Origin of the sequence: Microbulbifer sp. THAF38 (assembly GCF_009363535.1) — a bacterium.
Classification (GTDB): Bacteria; Pseudomonadota; Gammaproteobacteria; order Pseudomonadales; family Cellvibrionaceae; genus Microbulbifer.
Map to the genome: position 1 here is coordinate 222874 of NZ_CP045369.1, position 19198 is coordinate 242071.

Consider the following 19198-nt stretch of genomic DNA (forward strand, 5'->3'; position numbering starts at 1 on the left):
GTCTATATGCAAGAGGTGGGCAATGAGTGAAGTTGAAGCGCTGCCACTAGATGTTCCTCAGGAGGTGAGCAGCCTGCTGTTGCCATTACAACAGGGGCAGATGTTGGTGCCTGTAGAGAGCTTGTCCGAGGTGATTGCCATGCAGGTACCCATGGCTGTGCACGATGTGCCCGAGTGGTACCTCGGAGATCTGGTTTGGCGTGAGCAGCGGTTGCCGCTGTTGTCCTTTGATGTAATGCGCGGAGAGGCGCTTGGTGGTGCTTCCGAGAGCGCTCGTATCGCGGTGCTCAGCAGTGGTAACCCCGATGGAGACCTTCCATATTTTGCCCTTGTACTACAGGGAACACCGCGCCTTGTGCGGGTGACGCCAGATGAACTGGCGCTTCGCGAGCAGCCTCTGAATCCTGGAGAGTTGATGCACGTGGCGCTTTCTGGTGAAGAGGCTGTTATCCCGGATTTGCAGGGGTTGGAGCGTGCTTGCATCAGGTACCGAGAGCCGGATTAATGACAATGATGAAGTCGCAGGAAGTAGGCAGGTCTTTGGTAGAAAAAACAATAAGAAAATGACAGATAAAAAAAGGGGCCTATGGGCCCCTTTTTTTATCTGTCCACCCGCTCATTGAGCGGGCTTTGCGGCAGAAATAGTGGATTTCAGAATAACTCTTCCGGTGGAGGCTCGCTCGGCTGATCGCGGCCGGGCATATCCCTATCTTCATCGGTGTATCTAGAGCGGTAGGGGTTGTAGGCTTCACGCCCAGGTACCCTGTTGGCACGGAATATTTCAAACATACCGCCATAGGAGGTGCGCAGACCGTTCTTGGGATTGATACGCACGGTCATTATGCCGTCCGGTTGGGGCAAGTGCCTCTCGGGCAACCCCTCCAGGGCTACGCTCATAAAATCTATCCAGATAGGTAGCGCCGCAGAGCCACCGTATTCATTTTTGCCCAGCTCGCCATAGGAGTCGAAACCCACCCAAGCACTGGTGGCCAGGTAGGGGCTGTAGCCCGAGAACCAAGCATCGCGAGGGCCATTGGTGGTACCCGTTTTGCCAGCGATATCGCCGCGCTTCATGGCGAGGGCGCGGCGCCCTGTTCCCTTCTTAATCACATCCTTGAGGATGGAATCCATGATGTATGCGGTCTCAGGCGACATGGCGCGCGGTGCCAGGGGGCGCGCCTGTGATTTGGATGAATCCAGTGGGCCTACAGGGAGAACTTTTAGCTCCGGGGGCTCTTTACCTTGGTCTGGCCCCTCTTCTCCCGGCTGTATTGCCGCCAGGTCCAGAGGTTCCTCATTGTTGAAGCCACGGGGCTCGCTGCCGGGTTCAGGGCAGTCATTGCACACGGTGAGGGGCAGGGCCTGGTAGAGGGTTTCTCCATTTACATCCAGCACTCTATCTACCAGGTAGGGCTCCACCCGATAGCCGCCATTGGCGAAGGCGGCGTAACCGCGCACCATTTCCAATGGAGTTAGAGCGGAACTGCCCAGGGCTATGGTTAGGTTCCGCGCGAGTTTGCTGCGGTCAAAGCCGAAGCCCTCGACAAAACCGAGGGCGTAGTCGAGCCCCAGTGCCTGCAGCAGTCGAATAGAGACCATATTGCGCGATTTATACAAAGCCATACGCAAGCGGGTGGGGCCGAGGAAAGTACCGCCGTCGTTCTCTGGGCGCCAAACATCTTGAAGGTTGGTTTCCTCGAAGATGATCGGCGCATCGTTGATTACACTGGCAGCGGTATAGCCACGCTCGATGGCCGAAGCATAGATAAACGGCTTGAAGCTGGAACCCGGCTGCCGCGCCGCCTGGGTGACCCGGTTGAAGTGGCTCTGGCGAAAATCGTAGCCACCCACCAGGGCGCGTATAGCGCCGTCTTGGGGATCGATAGAGACGAGGGCGCCCTGGGCAGAGGGCACCTGGGTTAGCTCCCACTCCTCAGAAATTTGCGGCTCTTGAGGGCTGGAACTGGTTCCCTCGGGGTCGGCAAATGGATCCGGTTGTGGGCTGTCTTCCAAGGCGCTGACAAGCTGGGCGGAATCACCTGCGTTGGCAGGTTCTTGCTGGCTTCCGATTACCTCCGTGTGTTTGACCTCAATACGGCGCAGGCGCACCACATCGCCAGGTGCAAACATCTTCTCTGCGGATTGCAAGCGGGGCCCCCGGGAACTCTCGGTGACATAAGGGCGAATAGAGCTCAGTCCATTTTCCCAAGGGACTTCCACAACACGGCGGTCGCGAAGCTGCACCTGTAGAAGCTTGGGTTCCACAGCGGTGACCACTCCCGGCTCGAGCCCGCCGAGCACCGGAATTTCGTTAAGAAGGTCTATTAACTGGTCGCTATCGTGCAATAGTTCCGGAGGTAGACGCTGCTCAGGGCCGCGATAACCGTGGCGTGCATCGTAGGTCTCAAGACCGTGTTGCAGCGCCTTGCGAGCCTGGTCCTGGAGGCGGCTGTTGATCGTGGTGATGACTTGGTAGCCATCGGTATAGGCACTGTCGCCAAACAGATCGACCGCTTCCTTGCGGGCCATTTCGGCGATATAGGGAGCATCCAGATCCAAATCGCGGCTGTGGTAACTGGCGGTTACCGGAGCGGTAATGGAATGCTTGTACTCATCTTGGTCGATATAGCCCAGATCGAGCATGCGCTTCAGGATCCAGTTGCGCCGCACCAGGGCTCGAGTAGGGTTGGCAATGGGGTTGAAAGTGGAGGGGGCCTTAGGCAGTCCAGCCATCATCGCCCATTGCGCCATACTCAGGTCTTTGATATCGCGACCGTAGTAAACATGCGCAGCTGCCTGGAAACCATAGGCGCGGTTGCCCAGGAAAATTTTGTTGATATAGAGTTCCAGAATCTCATCTTTGCTGAGTTCACGCTCGATCTGCAGCGATAATAGGATCTCATTGAATTTGCGGATAAAGCGCTGTTCACGGCTAAGGAAGAAGTTACGCGCTACCTGCATGGTCAATGTGCTGCCGCCGGACTGGATGGAACCGGTCTGCACCAATTGCGATGCTGCGCGCATCAGACCCTTAATCGAGACCCCACTATGTGAGTAGAAGCTCGCATCCTCAGCCGCCAGGATTGCCTTGATAAACGGCTCTGGCGTTTGCTCTATGGTGATGGGGTTGCGGCGCTTCTCCCCAAATTCACCAATCAGTTTCATGTCCTGTGAGTAGACTCTTAATGGGGTCTGTAAGCGAATATCGCGCAGGCTTTCGACTGAGGGCAGCCCGGGTTTCAAATAGAGGTAAATGCTGGCGAAAACCATGGCTGTGCCAGCTGTTCCGGCGAGGCAGAGCCAGAGCAGTGCTAGTAGACGATTTCGGGCTTTTACTGTCATGAAACTGCTTCTGTGTACTTCATTTGTGTGATTCGGTGAATAATTATACGAATATTGTGCGCTATTACCTATGCAAATGCTGGTTGAAGCGGTAATTTAAAGTGCTATAACATCAAACTTTCATAACCCACGGAAAAGATAAGAAAAATGGGGATTTTCCCTTTTCTGGATAAAGGCCCGAAGGCCATGTTGGGACTGGATATTAGCTCGACCGCAGTAAAGTTGCTGGAGCTAAGTCGCAATGGCGATAAATATCGAGTCGAAAGTTACGCCGTGGAACCTCTGCCGCCGAATGCGGTTGTGGACAAGAACATCAATGATATTGGTGCCACGGCGGAAGCGATCCGCAAAGTCGTGCGCCGTTCCAAGACTCGCCTGCGCCGCGCAGCTGTAGCCGTATCCGGCTCCGCGGTGATCACCAAAACCCTGGAAATGCCCGCTGACCTCTCTGATGAAGATTTGGAAGCGCGTATTGCCCTGGAAGCGGACCAATACATTCCCTATCCACTTGAAGAAGTGAGCCTTGATTTTGAAGTGCAGGGACCTTCTGAGAAGGGTGATGATCAGGTGGAAGTGCTGCTGGCAGCGTGCCGTAGCGAAAACATCGAGCAACGGGTTTCAGCCCTCGGTGAGGCCGAGCTGGAGGCCGGGGTCGTCGATGTTGAAGCCTATGCCATTGAGCGCACTTACACTTTGCTGGAGGGTCAGTTTCCTCCCCAAGAGCAGTTGGTTGTTGCGGTAGTGGATATCGGTGCGACCATGAGTGCTTTGTCCGTATTGGTAGATGGCAAAACGGTTTATACCCGTGAACAGCTGTTCGGTGGTCGCCAGCTCACCGATGAGATACAGCGGCGCTATGGCCTCTCCGCCGAAGAGGCATCTCTGGCGAAGCATCAGGGTGGCAGTGGTCTACCAGATGACTACTTTGCTGAGGTATTGGAACCGTTCCGCGATGCAGTCATTCAACAAGTCACCCGTGCACTGCAGTTCTTTTATTCTTCGACTTCCTACAGCGATGTGGATTACATATTGCTCAGCGGTGGTGTTGCCGCTATGGAAGGGCTTTCTGATCTGGTGGGTGAAAAACTGGGGAAACCCACAGTGGTCGCCAACCCATTCTTCGCCATGGGCACGTCTTCGCGAGTGAATAAGCAAATGCTTGCCAAAGAGGCTCCGGGACTGATGATCGCCACAGGGCTCGCCATGCGGGAAAAGGAGTACTGAGATGGCCAAGATTAACTTACTCCCCTGGCGACAGGAATATCGTGCGCAGAAGCAGAAAGAATTTCAGCAAGTATTAGTATTGGTAATTATTGCTGCAGCGGCATCGGTTTTTTTGTGGATGAAAACTGTCGATCGACAGGTTGCACTACAAGATGAGCGCAATCAGATATTGCAGGTCAAGATTAACGCGCTCAATAAACAGGTGAGCGAAATTAAGGACCTGAAAAAGCGCCGCCAGGAATTGATTGATCGGATGCGGGTTATCCAGGAGCTCCAAGGAAACCGTCCTCTGGCTGTGCGTTATTTTGATGAGCTGGTACAGGCAACACCAGAAGGGCTTTGGTTGACCTCTTTAGAGCGTAAAGGAAATCGCCTCAGTGTGTCTGGAATCGCTGAGTCAAATAATCGCGTTTCCTCCTTTATGCGCAACCTGGATCAGTCGGATTGGTATGAATCTCCTAATCTCACCGATGTCACTGCAAGCCCTGCTTTTGGTGAGCAGGCCAGTGCATTTCAGCTCACTGTGGATTTAAGTGGGCGAAAGAGTAAAGCTGAAGATCAGGGCGTGGCCAACTAAAGGAAATAAAAATGGCATTGGCGGATACGCTGAAGCAGCTTCAAGAGCTGGATGTTAATGATATAGATTTTAGTCGTGTGGGGGTTTGGCCCCTCGCAGGGCGCTTAACTTTATTAGTATTAGTCGTGGCTGTCTTAGTTGGAGCGGGCTATTACGCATGGGTTGGAGATCTTTACGATAAGCTCGAGTTTGCTACTAATAAAGAGCAGGAACTATTCGTTCAGTTTGAAAAGAAACAATTTGAGGCTGCCAACCTAGATGCTTATCGCGTTCAGCTTGTTGAAATGGAGGAAACTTTTGGTGCTTTATTAAAGCAGTTGCCAAAAGATACCGAAGTTCCAGGTTTACTTGAGGATATCGATGAATATGGGCGAGGCAGCGGTTTAACGATCGAAAAAGTAGAGCTGGAAAAAGAGCTGGTTGGTGAGTTCTACGTGGAGCTGCCAATCAAAATCCAAGTTCAGGGTGGATATCACGAGTTTGGATCGTTTATTAGTGGTATCGCAGGTATGCCAAGGATTGTGACATTGCATGATTTCACTATCTCAAGCAATCGAGATGGTGCTGGCTTACTTAACATGTTAATTAACGCAAAGACCTATCGCTATAAAGATCAGGGAGAAGAGGGATGAAAAGGTGTCTTTTCCCAGTGAGTTTTTTGCTAATTTCTGGGTGTAGCCTAAATACCGACCATAGTGACCTGTACGAGAAAATGGCAGGGGTAGAAAGAAGGCCAAAGGGTCAGATAGAACCAATACCTACTTTTACTCCTTATAGCCCATATGTGTATAGCGCAACAGCAATGCGAAGTCCATTTGCCAGGCCTGTATTGGAATCGGAGCAGCGTCTAGTCGGGCGTAGACTTGATATTGCTCCAGATATGAACCGTCAGCGAGAATTATTAGAGCGTATTAATTTTGATGCTTTATCCATGGTAGGAACTCTGTCGAGAGATGGTCAGCTTTGGGCCCTGATAGATGATGGTGAAGGCGGTATCCACAGGGTTACTGTAGGTAATTATTTGGGGAAAAATCATGGGCGAGTTGTGAATGCGACAAGCTCACAACTTGATGTACTGGAAATTGTTCCGGATGGAACTGGTGGCTGGATTGAGAGGCCGCGAGCACTGACGTTGGAAGAGAAGGGCAACGGATAATGATTAACAAGCAGTTCGCTAAGTGTTTGGCGCCGTTTCAGCTTTTGCTGCTCGCCGTATTACTGGTTCCTGTGACTCTACAAGCTCAGGTTAATCAACTGAATGATATACAGTTTTCCGAGCTGCCAGGTAGCCGGATTCAGTTGCGTTTGACTTTCGAGGAAGAGCCCCCAGAGCCCACCGGGTATACCATTGAGCAGCCGGCTCGAATCGTGATGGACTTTGCCGGTGTCGAAAGTGCTTTACCTCAAAAGAAATACTCACTGGGAATTGGTGCTGCTCGCAGCGCAGTGGTGGTTACCAGCGAGGGTCGAACCCGTTTAATTGTTAATCTCGACCAGCTGCCTGTGTACACAAGTGAGCGGATGGGAAATCAGCTCGTGATGGAGATTGGTGAAGATGTTGTTGCAAAGACAGATTCTTCCAAAGCGACCACCCACGACACTGGCTTAAACCTAGGTGGAAATAAGCAATTCAGTACTTCCGGGGTTACTGAAGTTAACGGTGTTGATTTTCGTCGCGGAGAAGAAGGGGAAGGTAAAGTTATCGTCAGTCTTTCTGATCCGGCGGTAAATATTGATGTTGAACGCACCAATGGCAAGATCTATTTGACCTTTCTAGGTGCAGAATTGCCTCAATCACTTCGCCAGCGCCTTGATGTGACCGATTTTGCGACCCCAGTAAATGCGATTACGGTTGATACCGATGGTCGAAATACCGTAATTGCTGTTGATCCTGCAGATACAGAATATGATTATCTCGCTTATCAAGCGGATAACCAGTACGTGCTGAGTGTCAAGCCCCTATCGGCAGCGGAAATCCGTGAGAAGGCAAAAGAGTTTCAATTCACCGGGAAAAAACTCTCTTTAAATTTCCAAGATATTGAAGTTCGCTCAGTACTGCAGATTATTGCCGACTTTACTGATCTTAATTTGGTAGCCAGCGATACTGTTCAGGGGCGAATCACATTACGCCTTGATGGTGTGCCCTGGGATCAGGCATTGACCCTTATTCTTAAGGCCAAGGGCTTGGATAAGCGCCAGGAAGGTAGCGTCATTATGGTGGCGCCGGCAGCTGAAATCGCCGAGCGTGAGCGTCAGGAGTTAGAAACTCGTAAACAACTCGAAGAGCTGGCACCTCTGCGAACTGAATATATTGCGGTTCGCTATGCCGATGCTGGAGAACTATTCAGTTTATTTTCTGGGAAAGGCAGCGATGGCTCAGGTCAAGGCGGCTTTACCGGTGGGGGAGCTGATGGAGCCAATAACAATGCGACTATTCTTTCACAGAGAGGTAGCGCCATAGTTGATGAACGTACAAACACAATTATTCTTACTGACACAGAAGAGAAGATTGCCCAGTTTCGCGAGTTGATAGAGGTTATTGATGTCCCAATCCGTCAGGTCATGATTGAGGCTCGGATCGTCACTGCTAATACTGATTTTAAACGAGAGCTTGGTGTGACCTGGGATTATATTGGTACAACTGAGCTCACTGACGAAGCCCTCGGAGTTGTTTCAGGAAGTCAAAATGGAGTAGGGGTAGGCGGTACAGGGCAGAATCTTTCGACAACACTAAGCGGACATGATCCTCTAATGGTAGACCTAGGGGTTGCATCTCGAGCGGGTAACATTGCATACGCAATATTAAAAAATGATTTCTACTTGGGCCTGGAGCTCTCTGCGATGGAAGATGTGGGTATGGCAGAAATCGTATCACAGCCGAAAGTTGTAACGGGAGATAAGCAGGAAGCAACGATTCAATCAGGGGTGGAAATACCTTACCTTGAAGCTACCTCTTCAGGCGCCGCTTCGGTAACATTCCGTGAAGCGGTACTTGAACTTCAGGTTCTTCCCCAAATTACCCCGGATAACAATATTATTATGGCGTTGAATATTGAACAGAATTCCGTTGGCGATTACTTTAGCGTTAGTAGCAGTAACCAAATTCCATCTATTAATGTGAATACTTTACAAACCAAAGTGCTGGTGGGTAATGGAGAAACCATCGTCCTCGGTGGAGTTTTTGAGAGTAATATGCTCGAAGGGGAAACTAAAGTTCCTCTATTGGGAGATATTCCATATCTGGGTAATTTATTCAAGAAAACTATTAGAACCGATGATAAGCGCGAGATACTGATGTTTATCACCCCGCGAATCATAGAAAACGAGACTTTTTTATCTAAGTGATTAACCGCTCCATCTTTCTAGTCGGCCCTATGGGGGCCGGCAAATCTACGATCGGCAAATTGTTGGCGGCTCAATTACAGCTGCCTTTTGCCGATACCGATAAGGTGCTGGAGGAGCGCACAGGGGCGGATATTCCCTGGATATTTGATGTCGAGGGCGAAGCTGGTTTCCGTCGCCGCGAAAGTGAAGTACTGGAAGAGCTCTGTCAGGGCGTCTGCCAAGTTATTGGCACCGGTGGCGGGATCGTGCTTTTAGAGGAAAACCGGAGGCTGCTACAAAAGTTTGGTCATGTGGTTTACCTGCAGGCTGGGGTGCAGCAGCTGCTTGAGCGCACTTCCAAGAACAGCAATCGGCCTCTTTTACGAGTGCCCAATCCACGCGCGCGCATAGAAGAAATTTTGCAAGAGCGCGCCCCCCTTTACCGCGAAGTGGCGGATGTTATCTGCGACACTGATGACCTGACCCCCAAGCAAGCATCAGCTCTGGTTGCTGAACGTCTACTGGAAAGCCTCTCCCAATAACCTCTTTTCACTCTGTGCTAAAGTGCGTCTCATTAACTCAACGCGTTAACTATCGGCGCTAGTGGGAAGGAGAGTATTGTGCACTGTTTTAATGTGGAGCTGGGGGAGCGCAGTTACCCTATCGTGATTGGGTCCAAGTTACTCGGAGACTCTCAATACCTGTTGCCTTATATACGCGGGCGCCAGATATGTGTGGTGACCAATGAGACTGTAGCCCCCTTGTATTTATCCCGCTTACTGCAGGGGCTCTCTGATTTCGACAAGGTGGATGTGGTCGAGCTACCCGATGGGGAAGCCTTCAAATCCCTGGATACCATTAATCGAATTTTTGACACGCTATTGGAGCAGAGGCACAACCGTACCACTACGCTGATTGCTCTGGGTGGCGGTGTCGTTGGAGATATGTGCGGTTTTGCGGCGGCCTGTTATCAGCGGGGCGTCGATTTTATCCAGGTGCCCACCACGCTCCTCGCCCAAGTGGATTCCTCTGTCGGAGGAAAGACCGGCGTTAATCACCCTCTGGGCAAAAATATGATTGGGGCTTTTTACCAGCCCCGATTGGTACTTGCCGATATGGATACCCTGACGACTTTGCCAGACCGGGAGTTCTCTGCAGGTATTGCGGAAGTGATTAAATACGGCTTGATTTGCGATGCACCATTTTTTCACTGGATTGAGGCCAATATCGATGGGTTGTTATCTCGGGACCCCCAGGCCTTGGCTTATGCGGTGGATCGATGCTGTCGGGACAAGGCGGAAGTTGTCGCCAGTGACGAACGAGAGGCCGGTCGGCGCGCCATATTGAACTTTGGTCATACCTTCGGGCATGCGATAGAGGCTGTGCAGGGCTATGGGCGTTGGTTGCATGGTGAGGCGGTGGCTGCCGGGATGATGATGGCGCTGGAGCTCTCGCATTTACTGGGGAATGTGGACAGCGAATTAGTTCAGCGAGTCCGTATGCTGCTGAAAAAGGCACAGCTGCCTCAGGAGTCTCCTGCCGATATGAGTGCCGATGACTTTCTCCAAGCTATGCAGTTAGACAAGAAAGTATTGGATGGCAGGTTGCGTCTGGTGTTGCTGAGGTCTCTGGGGGATGCAAAAGTTGTTGATGATACTCCCCGAGAGAAAGTTATAGGTGCGCTAAGGAACTGTGGTGCCAGATGACAGGCGCTTCGCGAATGCAGCTTCTTAGGGAGCGCGGTCATTTATAATTTAGCGTATAGGAAATAAATCTGCCTTATTTTTGTTTGACAGTTAAAAAAACTGTAAAACATTGAAAATGTAGTGACAAGCAAGTAATATTGCGCGCCCCCCGGAAATAATGGCGGGGCTAGATGACCGCCAATAAGAACAATAAAGGAAGCCCCATTAGAGGGCTTTTTTTATCTCGGGATCTTTTACCTTGGGACCGCAGGAGAGCGTAGCGCGAGCGTTAAGCCATTTTTGCCCATGACAGGCCGCTATCGACAGTGCCTGTGGTCCCCCAATCGATAGTGACGAGGAATTCTATGGGTAGCAGTCTGTATCAGTTGGATGAATTTAAGGACAACTGTGGTTTTGGTCTGATCGCTCATTTACAGGGGGTGGCGAGCCATAAATTGGTACAGACGGCCATTGAGTCCCTCACCTGTATGACTCATCGCGGCGGTATCGCCGCCGATGGCAAAACGGGTGACGGCTGTGGTTTATTGCTGCAGAAACCCGATAAATTCCTGCGCGAGGAAGCGCGAAAGTTGTTCGCATTGGAGCTTACAGAGGCCTATGCCGTAGGTTCTGTAATGTTGCCGTTGGATGAAGGTGAGGCGCAGAGTGCGCGCCAAACCCTTGAAAGCGCACTGCAGGCACAGGGTATGCGCATCGTTGGCTGGCGCACAGTGCCCACCAATCCCGAGTGTCTCGGCCCTATTGCTCGGGACTGCCAGCCTCGTTTCGAGCAGCTGCTAATCAACGATGCAGAGGAGCCATTGGGTGAAGCCTGTTTTAATGCGCGGCTGTATGTGGCCAGGCGCAAGGCCGAGCTGCAGCTGAGCGGCGATGTTTATATCGCCAGTCTCTCCACTAATGTGCTCTCCTACAAAGGGCTGATGATCCCGGCGGATTTGCCGAAATTCTTCCCCGAACTGGCCGATCCGCGCCTGGAAACCGCTATCTGCGTTTTCCACCAGCGTTTCTCCACCAATACCATGCCGCGCTGGCCCCTGGCCCAGCCGTTCCGCCTGCTGGCTCACAATGGCGAAATCAATACCATCACTGGCAACCGCAACTGGTCGGTGGCGCGGACCAACAAATTCGTCACCGAGCTGATTCCCGAACTGAACGAGCTGGTACCGCTGGTGAATCGCGAGGGCTCCGACTCCTCCAGCCTCGATAATATGCTGGAGATGCTACTGGCGGGTGGCATGGAACTGCACCGGGCGGTGCGAATGCTAGTACCGCCGGCTTGGCAGAATGTTGAGGGTATGGATGCAGACCTACGCGCTTTCTATGAATATATCTCCATGCATATGGAGCCCTGGGATGGTCCCGCCGGCCTGGTGATGACTGATGGCCGCCACGCGGTGTGTACCCTCGACCGCAACGGCCTGCGCCCGTCCCGCTGGGTGATTACCAAAGACGATATTATTACCGTGGCTTCGGAAGTCGGTGTTTATAATTATGCACCGGAAGATGTGGTGGCCAAAGGGCGCCTCGGGCCCGGGCAGATGCTCTCGGTGGATACGCAGGAAGGCAAGCTGTATCACACGTCCGATATCGACAATATGCTCAAACGCGCCCAGCCGTATAAGCGCTGGTTGAAGGACAAGGCGCGTCGTATCCGTTCGACTCTGGTAACTGCACCAGTCGATAACAACTTTTCCCACCAGCAGTTCAAGGTCTACCAGAAACTGTTCAGCTCTTCGTTGGAAGAGCGCGATAAGGTGGTGCGTCCGATGGCGGAAGCCGGCCAGGAGGCGGTGGGTTCCATGGGCGATGATACGCCGATGGCGGTGCTGTCTCGCTACAACCGCTCACTCTACGATTACTTCCGCCAGCAGTTTGCCCAGGTGACCAACCCACCTATAGACCCATTGCGGGAAACGGTGGTGATGTCTCTGGAAACCTGTCTGGGACGTGAGAAGTCCGTGTTCGAGGAGACGCCTGAGCACGCCGACCGCGTGATCCTCTCCTCGCCGGTGCTCTCCCATATGAAATACACCGCGTTGCTTTCGCTGGATCGTCCCGGCTTCGACGCGGAGATATTCGACCTGAATTACGACCCGGCAAAACTGGATCTGCACGGTGCTATTGAACGTTTGTGTGCCAAAGTTGAGGCTTCAGTGCGCGCTGGTACCGTGATTGTAGTGCTGTCCGACCGGGATATTCGCCAGGGCCATTTGCCCATAGACGCACTGCTCGCCACAGGCGCCGTACACCATCATCTGGTGCATGCGGGTTTGCGCTGTGATTCCAACGTAGTGGTGGATACTGCCAGTGCGCGGGATGCTCACCAGCTCGCCTGCCTGGTAGGTGTGGGAGCTACAGCTGTGCATCCCTATTTCTCCTACAGCATTATTAATCACCTGATCGACCGGGGTGAATTGCTGCTGGATGCGGCGGAAGCGCAGAAGAATTACCGCAACGGCATTATCAAGGGCCTGCTGAAGATTTTGTCAAAAATGGGCATCTCCACGGTGGCCTCTTATCGCGGCGCACTCTTGTTTGAGCTGGTTGGTCTTTCCAAGGAAGTGGTGGACCTGTGTTTCCCTGGCGCACCGACCCGTATCGAAGGCGCCGGCTTTGCCGAGTTGCAGGCAGATATGGCCGCGCGCGCGGAAATCGCCTGGAAAGCGCGCAAGCCGGTGTCCCCCGGCGGTCTGCACAAATATGTGCACGGCACCGAATACCATACCTTTAACCCGGATGTGGTGACGGCCTTGCGCCGAGCGGCCAGCACTGGCGATTACTCCGCCTGGCGCGACTACTCCGAATTGGTCAATCAGCGCCCGGTGGCAACCCTGCGGGATATGCTGGTTTTCAAAGAAAACCTCGAGCCGGTGCCATTGGAGGAAGTGGAGCCGGTCGAGCAGATTGTGCGCCGCTTTGACTCTGCGGCTATGTCCCTGGGCGCTCTGTCTCCCGAGGCGCACGAATCCCTGGCCCTGGCTATGAACCGTCTGGGTGGCCGCTCCAATAGCGGAGAGGGCGGTGAAGATCCGGCCCGCTTTGGCACCGACAAGGTCTCCAAAATCAAACAGATTGCCTCCGGCCGTTTCGGCGTGACGCCTCACTATTTAGTCAATGCCGAAGTGCTGCAAATCAAAGTGGCTCAAGGCGCTAAGCCCGGAGAGGGTGGTCAGTTGCCCGGTGGCAAGGTGAATGACCTGATTGCTCGGCTGCGCTACTCGGTGCCCGGCGTCACCCTGATTTCACCGCCACCGCACCACGATATCTACTCCATCGAGGATCTGGCCCAGCTGATCTACGACCTCAAACAGGTGAACCCGGATGCACTGGTATCCGTGAAGCTGGTGTCCCGTCCAGGGGTCGGCACTATCGCCGCCGGCGTGGCAAAGGCCTACGCGGATTTGATTACCATCTCCGGCTACGACGGTGGCACCGCCGCAAGCCCCATCAGCTCTATCCGTTATGCCGGCTCACCGTGGGAACTGGGCTTGGCGGAAACTCATCAGACTCTGCGTGCCAATGATTTGCGCGATAAGGTACGGGTGCAGACCGATGGCGGTCTAAAAACCGGTTTGGATGTGGTCAAGGCGGCAATCCTCGGCGCGGAGAGCTTCGGCTTTGGCACAGCTCCGATGGTTGCTATCGGCTGTAAATACCTGCGTATCTGCCACCTGAACAACTGCGCCACCGGTATCGCTACCCAACGCAAGGATCTGCGCGACGGGCACTATATTGGCACCGCCGAGATGGCGATGAACTTCTTCCGCTTTGTTGCCGAAGAGACCCGCGAATGGATGGCGAGTGTCGGTGTTCGCTCCATGGAGGAGCTGGTTGGCCGCGTGGATTTGTTGCGAATCCTGGAGGGCGAAACCGACAAGCAGAAGAAACTGGATCTGTCGCCGTTGTTACATACCGATGCGCTGCTCGACAGCAAACCGCAAACCTGTCAGCAGGCCAAGAACGAGCCCTGGGATAAGGGCGAGTTGGCAGAGCGCATGGTGGAAGAAATCCTACCTGCCATCGAAAGCCTGTCTGGTGGTGAGTTCAGCTTTAAAGTGACCAACTGCGATCGCTCCCTGGGCGCGCGCCTCAGTGGTGAGATTGCCAAGCGCCATGGCAACCAGGGCATGGTGGAGGCGCCGATCAAACTCAACCTCATAGGGGTTGCCGGGCAGTCTTTCGGCGTCTGGAACGCCGGAGGCCTGGAGATGTATCTCGAAGGGGATGCCAACGATTATGTGGGTAAAGGCATGGCCGGCGGCAAGCTGGTTATTCGCCCGCCTGAGGGCAGTGATTTTGCCTCCCAGGACACCAGCATCGTCGGTAATACCTGCCTGTATGGCGCCACTGGCGGCAAGTTGTTCGCCGCAGGCCGCGCTGGCGAGCGCTTTGCCGTGCGCAATTCCGGTGCCTTTGCCGTGGTGGAAGGCGCCGGTGATCACTGCTGTGAATATATGACCGGTGGAATGGTCGCGGTGCTGGGGCGTACCGGCTACAACTTTGGCGCCGGTATGACCGGTGGTTTTGCCTATGTACTGGACCTGGAACGCGATTTCTTCGACCGCTGTAACCACGAGCTGATCGAATTGCGCCGTATCAGTAGTGAAATTCTCGAGCCGCACCAGAGTCACCTGCGCGAGGTGATCGAAACCTATGTCGCGGAGACCGGCAGCGCTTGGGGTGAAGAGCTACTGGATAACTTCGATGATTACCTGAGCCGATTCTGGCTGGTTAAACCCAAGGCGGCGAGCCTTGCGGATCTTCTTTCTGACGTGCGCAAGCGCGGCGAATAAGGCTGGGGTGGAGAGACAGTATGAAAGACAGACTGAACAACGATTTCCAGTTTATTGACGTTGCCCGTATAGATCCGCCGAAGAAAGATATCATCGCGCGTACCAGTGAATTTGTGGAGATTTACCAGCCATCCAGTGAAAACCAGGTGGCGAGCCAGGCACACCGCTGCCTGGACTGCGGCAACCCCTACTGTGAGTGGAAGTGCCCGGTGCATAACTACATTCCCAACTGGCTGAAATTGATCAGCGAGGGGAATGTGATTGAGGCGGCGGAGCTCTGCCACGAGACCAACACCCTGCCGGAAGTTTGTGGACGCGTTTGTCCCCAGGACCGGTTGTGTGAAGGCGCCTGTACCCTTAACGATGGTTTCGGCGCCGTGACCATCGGTAATGCAGAAAAATACATTACCGATACCGCCTTCGCTCTGGGTTGGCGTCCGGATCTCAGCCATGTGGAAAAGACCGGTAAAAAAGTCGCGATTGTGGGCGCAGGCCCCGCCGGACTCGGATGCGCCGATATCCTGATACGCAACGGTGTGCAGCCGGTAGTCTTCGACAAGCACCCGGAGATCGGCGGCCTGATCACTTTCGGTATTCCGGAATTCAAGCTGGAAAAGTCGGTGATGGAAAAGCGCCGCGAGGTGTTTGTCGAGATGGGGGTGGAGTTCTGCCTCAATACCGAGGTGGGCAAGGACATCAGCTTCGAGCAGTTGCTCAATGACTATGATGCCGTCTTCCTGGGGATGGGCACCTACAACTACATGAAGGGCGGCTTCCCCGGTGAGGACCTGCCAGGCGTGCACGACGCCTTGCCGTTCCTGGTGGCCAACGTCAATCGCAATATGGGTTGGGAGAAGGATCCCGCGGAATTTGTTTCGGTGGAAGGCAAGCGCGTAGTGGTGCTGGGTGGTGGTGATACCGCCATGGATTGTAACCGCAGCTCTATTCGACTGGGAGCCAAGAGCGTGACCTGTGCCTACCGTCGCGATGAGGAGAATATGCCGGGCTCCCGCCGTGAAGTGGGCAACGCCAAAGAGGAAGGGGTGCAGTTCCTGTTCAACCGCCAGCCGGTGGAAATTGTCGGCGATGGCACGGTCTCTGGGGTGAAAGTGGTCACTACCGAGCTGGGTGAGCCCGATGAAAACGGGCGCCGCCGCCCTCAGGTGGTATCCGGTTCCGAAGAGATCATTCCGGCAGATATCGTGCTGGTTGCCTTCGGTTTCCGCCCGAGCCCGGCGGAGTGGTTTGCCGAGCACAATATCGAAGTGGCGGACTGGGGCGGTGTCGTAGCCCCGGAAGAACAGAAGTACAAGTTCCAGACCTCCAATGAGAAGGTCTTTGCCGGTGGCGATATGGTGCGCGGATCCGACCTGGTGGTGACGGCCATTTGGGAAGGGCGTCAGGCCGGCGAGGGTATTCTCGATTACCTGGATATCTGATTTCCCTGGCTGCGGATGGGAGGCTTAGTGCCTCCCATTTTTATACCTTTGTATATCAGCACCAGCTCCCAACTTGCCTGAATGATATTTTTGCCACGCTGTATCTAGTGGCCCCGCCCCCTGTACAATGGCCGTTTTTTTAGCCCGCTCGGTGTGCCTATGTCTGATACCAAACCGTCCGAATTGAAAAACGACCGCTTTCTCCGCGCCCTGCTGCGCCAGCCCGTGGATCGAACACCAGTGTGGATGATGCGCCAGGCGGGTCGCTACCTACCCGAGTACCGAGCCAGCCGTGCCGAGGCTGGTAGCTTTATGGATCTGTGCCGTAATACCGAGTTGGCGTGTGAGGTCACCCTGCAGCCATTGGAGCGCTACCCTCTCGATGCGGCCATTTTGTTCTCCGATATCCTCACCATTCCCGATGCTATGGGCCTCGGTCTCTATTTTGCCGAGGGCGAAGGCCCTAAATTCCATAAGCCACTGCGCACTGCCGCTGATATCGAGGCATTGGAAGTAGTCAACAGCGAACGGGATCTGGACTATGTGATGAATGCGGTGTCCACCATTCGCCGCGAGCTGAATGGTCGTGTGCCACTGATCGGCTTCTCCGGCAGCCCCTGGACTTTGGCCACTTACATGATTGAGGGCGGCTCCAGCAAAGACTTTGCCCGCAGCAAGGAAATGCTCTACAACCGCCCCGAGCTGATGCACCAGCTGCTGACCGTACTCGCCGATTCGGTGACCGACTACCTGAATGCACAGATTCGCGCCGGTGCCCAGGCGGTACAAATTTTCGATACCTGGGGCGGCGCCTTAAGTCACAGTGCCTACCGCGAATTCTCTCTGCAATACATGCAGCGTATTCTCAGCGGTCTGATCAAAGAAGCTGATGGCCGCCGGGTGCCCGCTATCCTGTTCACCAAAGGGGGTGGTCAGTGGTTGGAAGCGATGGCGGATACCGGTGCCGATGCCTTGGGGCTCGATTGGACCACCGATATCGGCAGTGCCCGCGCCCGAGTTGGGGATCGCGTTGCCCTGCAGGGTAATCTGGATCCCTCCGTGCTCTACGCCAGCCCGGAGCGCATCCGCCAAGAAGTGGAAGCTGTGCTGCAGTCCTTCGGCCAGGGTAGTGGCCATATTTTCAACCTTGGCCACGGTATTACCCCGAAAGTCGACCCAGCCCATGCCGGCGCCATGATCGAGGCAGTGGTAGAGCTTTCCGCAAAATATCACGCTTAACTGTGGCATCTAGTGTCTGAGTCTGTGAATACAGTCTCACTTTGTATAGGTGCTCGCCAATATCTGTCCGTGATATAAATGTGCGCTTGCCCGAGGGGCCCCAGAGATAGAGCGGGGGCCCTTGTTGAGGGCGGTCTCCAGGCATTTATCACAGTGGTCGGTACCTCCCCAAGTGGCACTCGAACAGGCAAAAATCTCCGTCGGTGATCTCCAGCGCGGTATGTTTGTGTCCAGGCTAGACAAGCCCTGGGCCCAGACGCCATTCGCGCTACAGGGGTTTTATATCCGCGATTTGGAGGAGATTCGCCAGCTGCAGAAATACTGCCGTTTTGTCTATGTGGACGTGCACAAGACGGTAGGTAGTGCCGGAGTCACCTTGCGTCGCCTGGTCGGCGCCAGTGGTGCAGGCTCTAAAAGGCATGGTCGAGCTGCCATGCGCGTCACTATTCCCTGTCGCCCCGTTGCAGTCTCACACAAAGCTTATCCACCCCCTCAGCCCGCCCAGCGCGAGGCCGGCAATGCGCGCAAGTTGCATGGTCAAATACTGCGCGGCATGGGTGAAGTTATGGGACTGGTAGCCAACAATCGACCACTGCCAGTGCCACAGATGAACCGGGTGGTAGAGGATCTGGTTGAGAGCGTGCTGCGCAGCCCGGATGCCTTTGCCTGGCTGGCGCGAGTGCGCGACAGGGATGAGCACACTTACAGCCACTCGGTGCGTGCCAGTATCTGGGCGGTGTTGTTTGGCCGGCATATCGGCTTGGCTCGGCACGAGCTGGTGCAGCTGGGGGTGGCCACCCTGTTAAAGGATGTGGGCAAGTTATCAATTCCGGCAGAAGTGCTGCAGATGCTCCAGCGCGACCCGCGCAGCGAACTGGAGTACCGCAAATTTGTGCAGCACAGTGTGCAGATGCTATCGGCGGATGCCCAGGTTGACCCCCAGGTAATCGATATTGTGCGCGCTCATCGCGAGCGCCACGACGGTGGTGGCTATCCCGGCGGTTTACGCGGTGACAAAATCCCTGTATTGGCACGCATGTGCGGCATCGTGACTTTTTACGATGAAGCAACGAATCCCCGTGGCGTCAGCCAGCCCATTGCGCCTTCCAAGGCCGTGGCGGAACTCTATGATCTGCGTGGCATCGCCTACCAGGAACAGCTGGTTGTCGAATTTATTCAGGCGATAGGTCTCTATCCCACCGGTACCCAGGTAGAACTCTCTAGCGGCGAAGTGGGTGTCGTGGTAGAGCAGACTTACGACCGTCGTTTGCGCCCGAAGGTGATGATTGTGCTGGACGCGCACAAGCGCCAACTGAGCAAACCGCGCCTGTTTGACCTGGCAGCTGCGGAAGACCGCGCGGAAAAGCTGATTGAGCGGGGCAAGATGCGCCCGGAGGAAAAGATCAGCATAGTGCGGGATATAGAGCCAGGGGCTTACCCGGAGGTGAATACCTCGGCGGTGCGGGACGATTACCTTTTCAATAGTGGCGGGCAGTTGTCCCGGTTTTTCTCGCGGCTGGCCAGGTAGTAATTCCTTGAGGGAAGCCTTGAGAG

At 54.3% G+C, this 19198-nt stretch carries 13 protein-coding genes; 12 read left to right on the forward strand and 1 reads right to left on the reverse strand.

Annotated features, from left to right (window positions below):
- Nucleotides 1–22: 22 nt before the first annotated feature.
- On the forward strand, nucleotides 23–505 hold the full coding sequence (locus tag FIU95_RS01040; protein ID WP_152450671.1) for a chemotaxis protein CheW: 483 nt from the start codon (nucleotides 23–25) through the stop codon (nucleotides 503–505).
- 146 nt (nucleotides 506–651) lie between these two features.
- On the opposite strand, the gene FIU95_RS01045 is transcribed toward FIU95_RS01040, so the two are convergent.
- Nucleotides 652–3342: a penicillin-binding protein 1A gene (locus tag FIU95_RS01045; RefSeq protein ID WP_152450673.1), complete on the reverse strand. Its 2691-nt coding sequence runs from the start codon at nucleotides 3340–3342 to the stop codon at nucleotides 652–654.
- A gap of 147 nt (nucleotides 3343–3489) precedes the next feature.
- Between FIU95_RS01045 and FIU95_RS01050 the strand changes: the two genes are divergently transcribed.
- From FIU95_RS01050 to FIU95_RS01100, 11 genes are all read left to right on the forward strand, one after another.
- Nucleotides 3490–4566, forward strand: a complete 1077-nt coding sequence (locus tag FIU95_RS01050; RefSeq protein ID WP_152450675.1) for a pilus assembly protein PilM — start codon at nucleotides 3490–3492, stop codon at nucleotides 4564–4566.
- A gap of 1 nt (nucleotide 4567) precedes the next feature.
- Entirely contained in the window at nucleotides 4568–5143 is a 576-nt protein-coding gene (locus FIU95_RS01055) for a PilN domain-containing protein (protein WP_152450677.1), read from the forward strand.
- A gap of 11 nt (nucleotides 5144–5154) precedes the next feature.
- A complete protein-coding gene (locus FIU95_RS01060) occupies nucleotides 5155–5775 on the forward strand; it encodes a type 4a pilus biogenesis protein PilO (RefSeq protein WP_152450679.1) in 621 nt (206 codons plus the stop codon).
- The gene (locus FIU95_RS01065; protein WP_152450681.1) at nucleotides 5772–6299 is read left to right on the forward strand and encodes a pilus assembly protein PilP; all 528 of its coding nucleotides are present in this window, start codon (nucleotides 5772–5774) and stop codon (nucleotides 6297–6299) included. The genes FIU95_RS01060 and FIU95_RS01065 overlap by 4 nt, the downstream gene beginning before the upstream one ends.
- Nucleotides 6299–8488, forward strand: coding sequence for a type IV pilus secretin PilQ (gene pilQ / locus FIU95_RS01070; protein WP_152450683.1), 2190 nt, complete (start codon nucleotides 6299–6301; stop codon nucleotides 8486–8488). The genes FIU95_RS01065 and pilQ overlap by 1 nt, the downstream gene beginning before the upstream one ends.
- Nucleotides 8485–9009, forward strand: coding sequence for a shikimate kinase AroK (gene aroK / locus FIU95_RS01075; protein ID WP_256366399.1), 525 nt, complete (start codon nucleotides 8485–8487; stop codon nucleotides 9007–9009). The genes pilQ and aroK overlap by 4 nt, the downstream gene beginning before the upstream one ends.
- Nucleotides 9010–9087: 78 nt before the next feature.
- Nucleotides 9088–10173, forward strand: a complete 1086-nt coding sequence (gene aroB, locus FIU95_RS01080; protein WP_152450685.1) for a 3-dehydroquinate synthase — start codon at nucleotides 9088–9090, stop codon at nucleotides 10171–10173.
- Nucleotides 10174–10517: 344 nt separating this feature from the next.
- A complete protein-coding gene (gene gltB / locus FIU95_RS01085) occupies nucleotides 10518–14966 on the forward strand; it encodes a glutamate synthase large subunit (RefSeq protein WP_152450687.1) in 4449 nt (1482 codons plus the stop codon).
- A 20-nt stretch (nucleotides 14967–14986) separates the two neighbouring features.
- Nucleotides 14987–16405: an FAD-dependent oxidoreductase gene (locus tag FIU95_RS01090; protein WP_152450688.1), complete on the forward strand. Its 1419-nt coding sequence runs from the start codon at nucleotides 14987–14989 to the stop codon at nucleotides 16403–16405.
- 159 nt (nucleotides 16406–16564) lie between these two features.
- A complete protein-coding gene (hemE, locus tag FIU95_RS01095) occupies nucleotides 16565–17644 on the forward strand; it encodes a uroporphyrinogen decarboxylase (RefSeq protein WP_152450690.1) in 1080 nt (359 codons plus the stop codon).
- Nucleotides 17645–17816: 172 nt separating this feature from the next.
- Complete coding sequence (locus tag FIU95_RS01100) at nucleotides 17817–19172, forward strand: HD-GYP domain-containing protein (RefSeq protein ID WP_152450692.1); 1356 nt, start codon at nucleotides 17817–17819, stop codon at nucleotides 19170–19172.
- The last annotated feature ends 26 nt before the right edge of the window (nucleotides 19173–19198 follow it).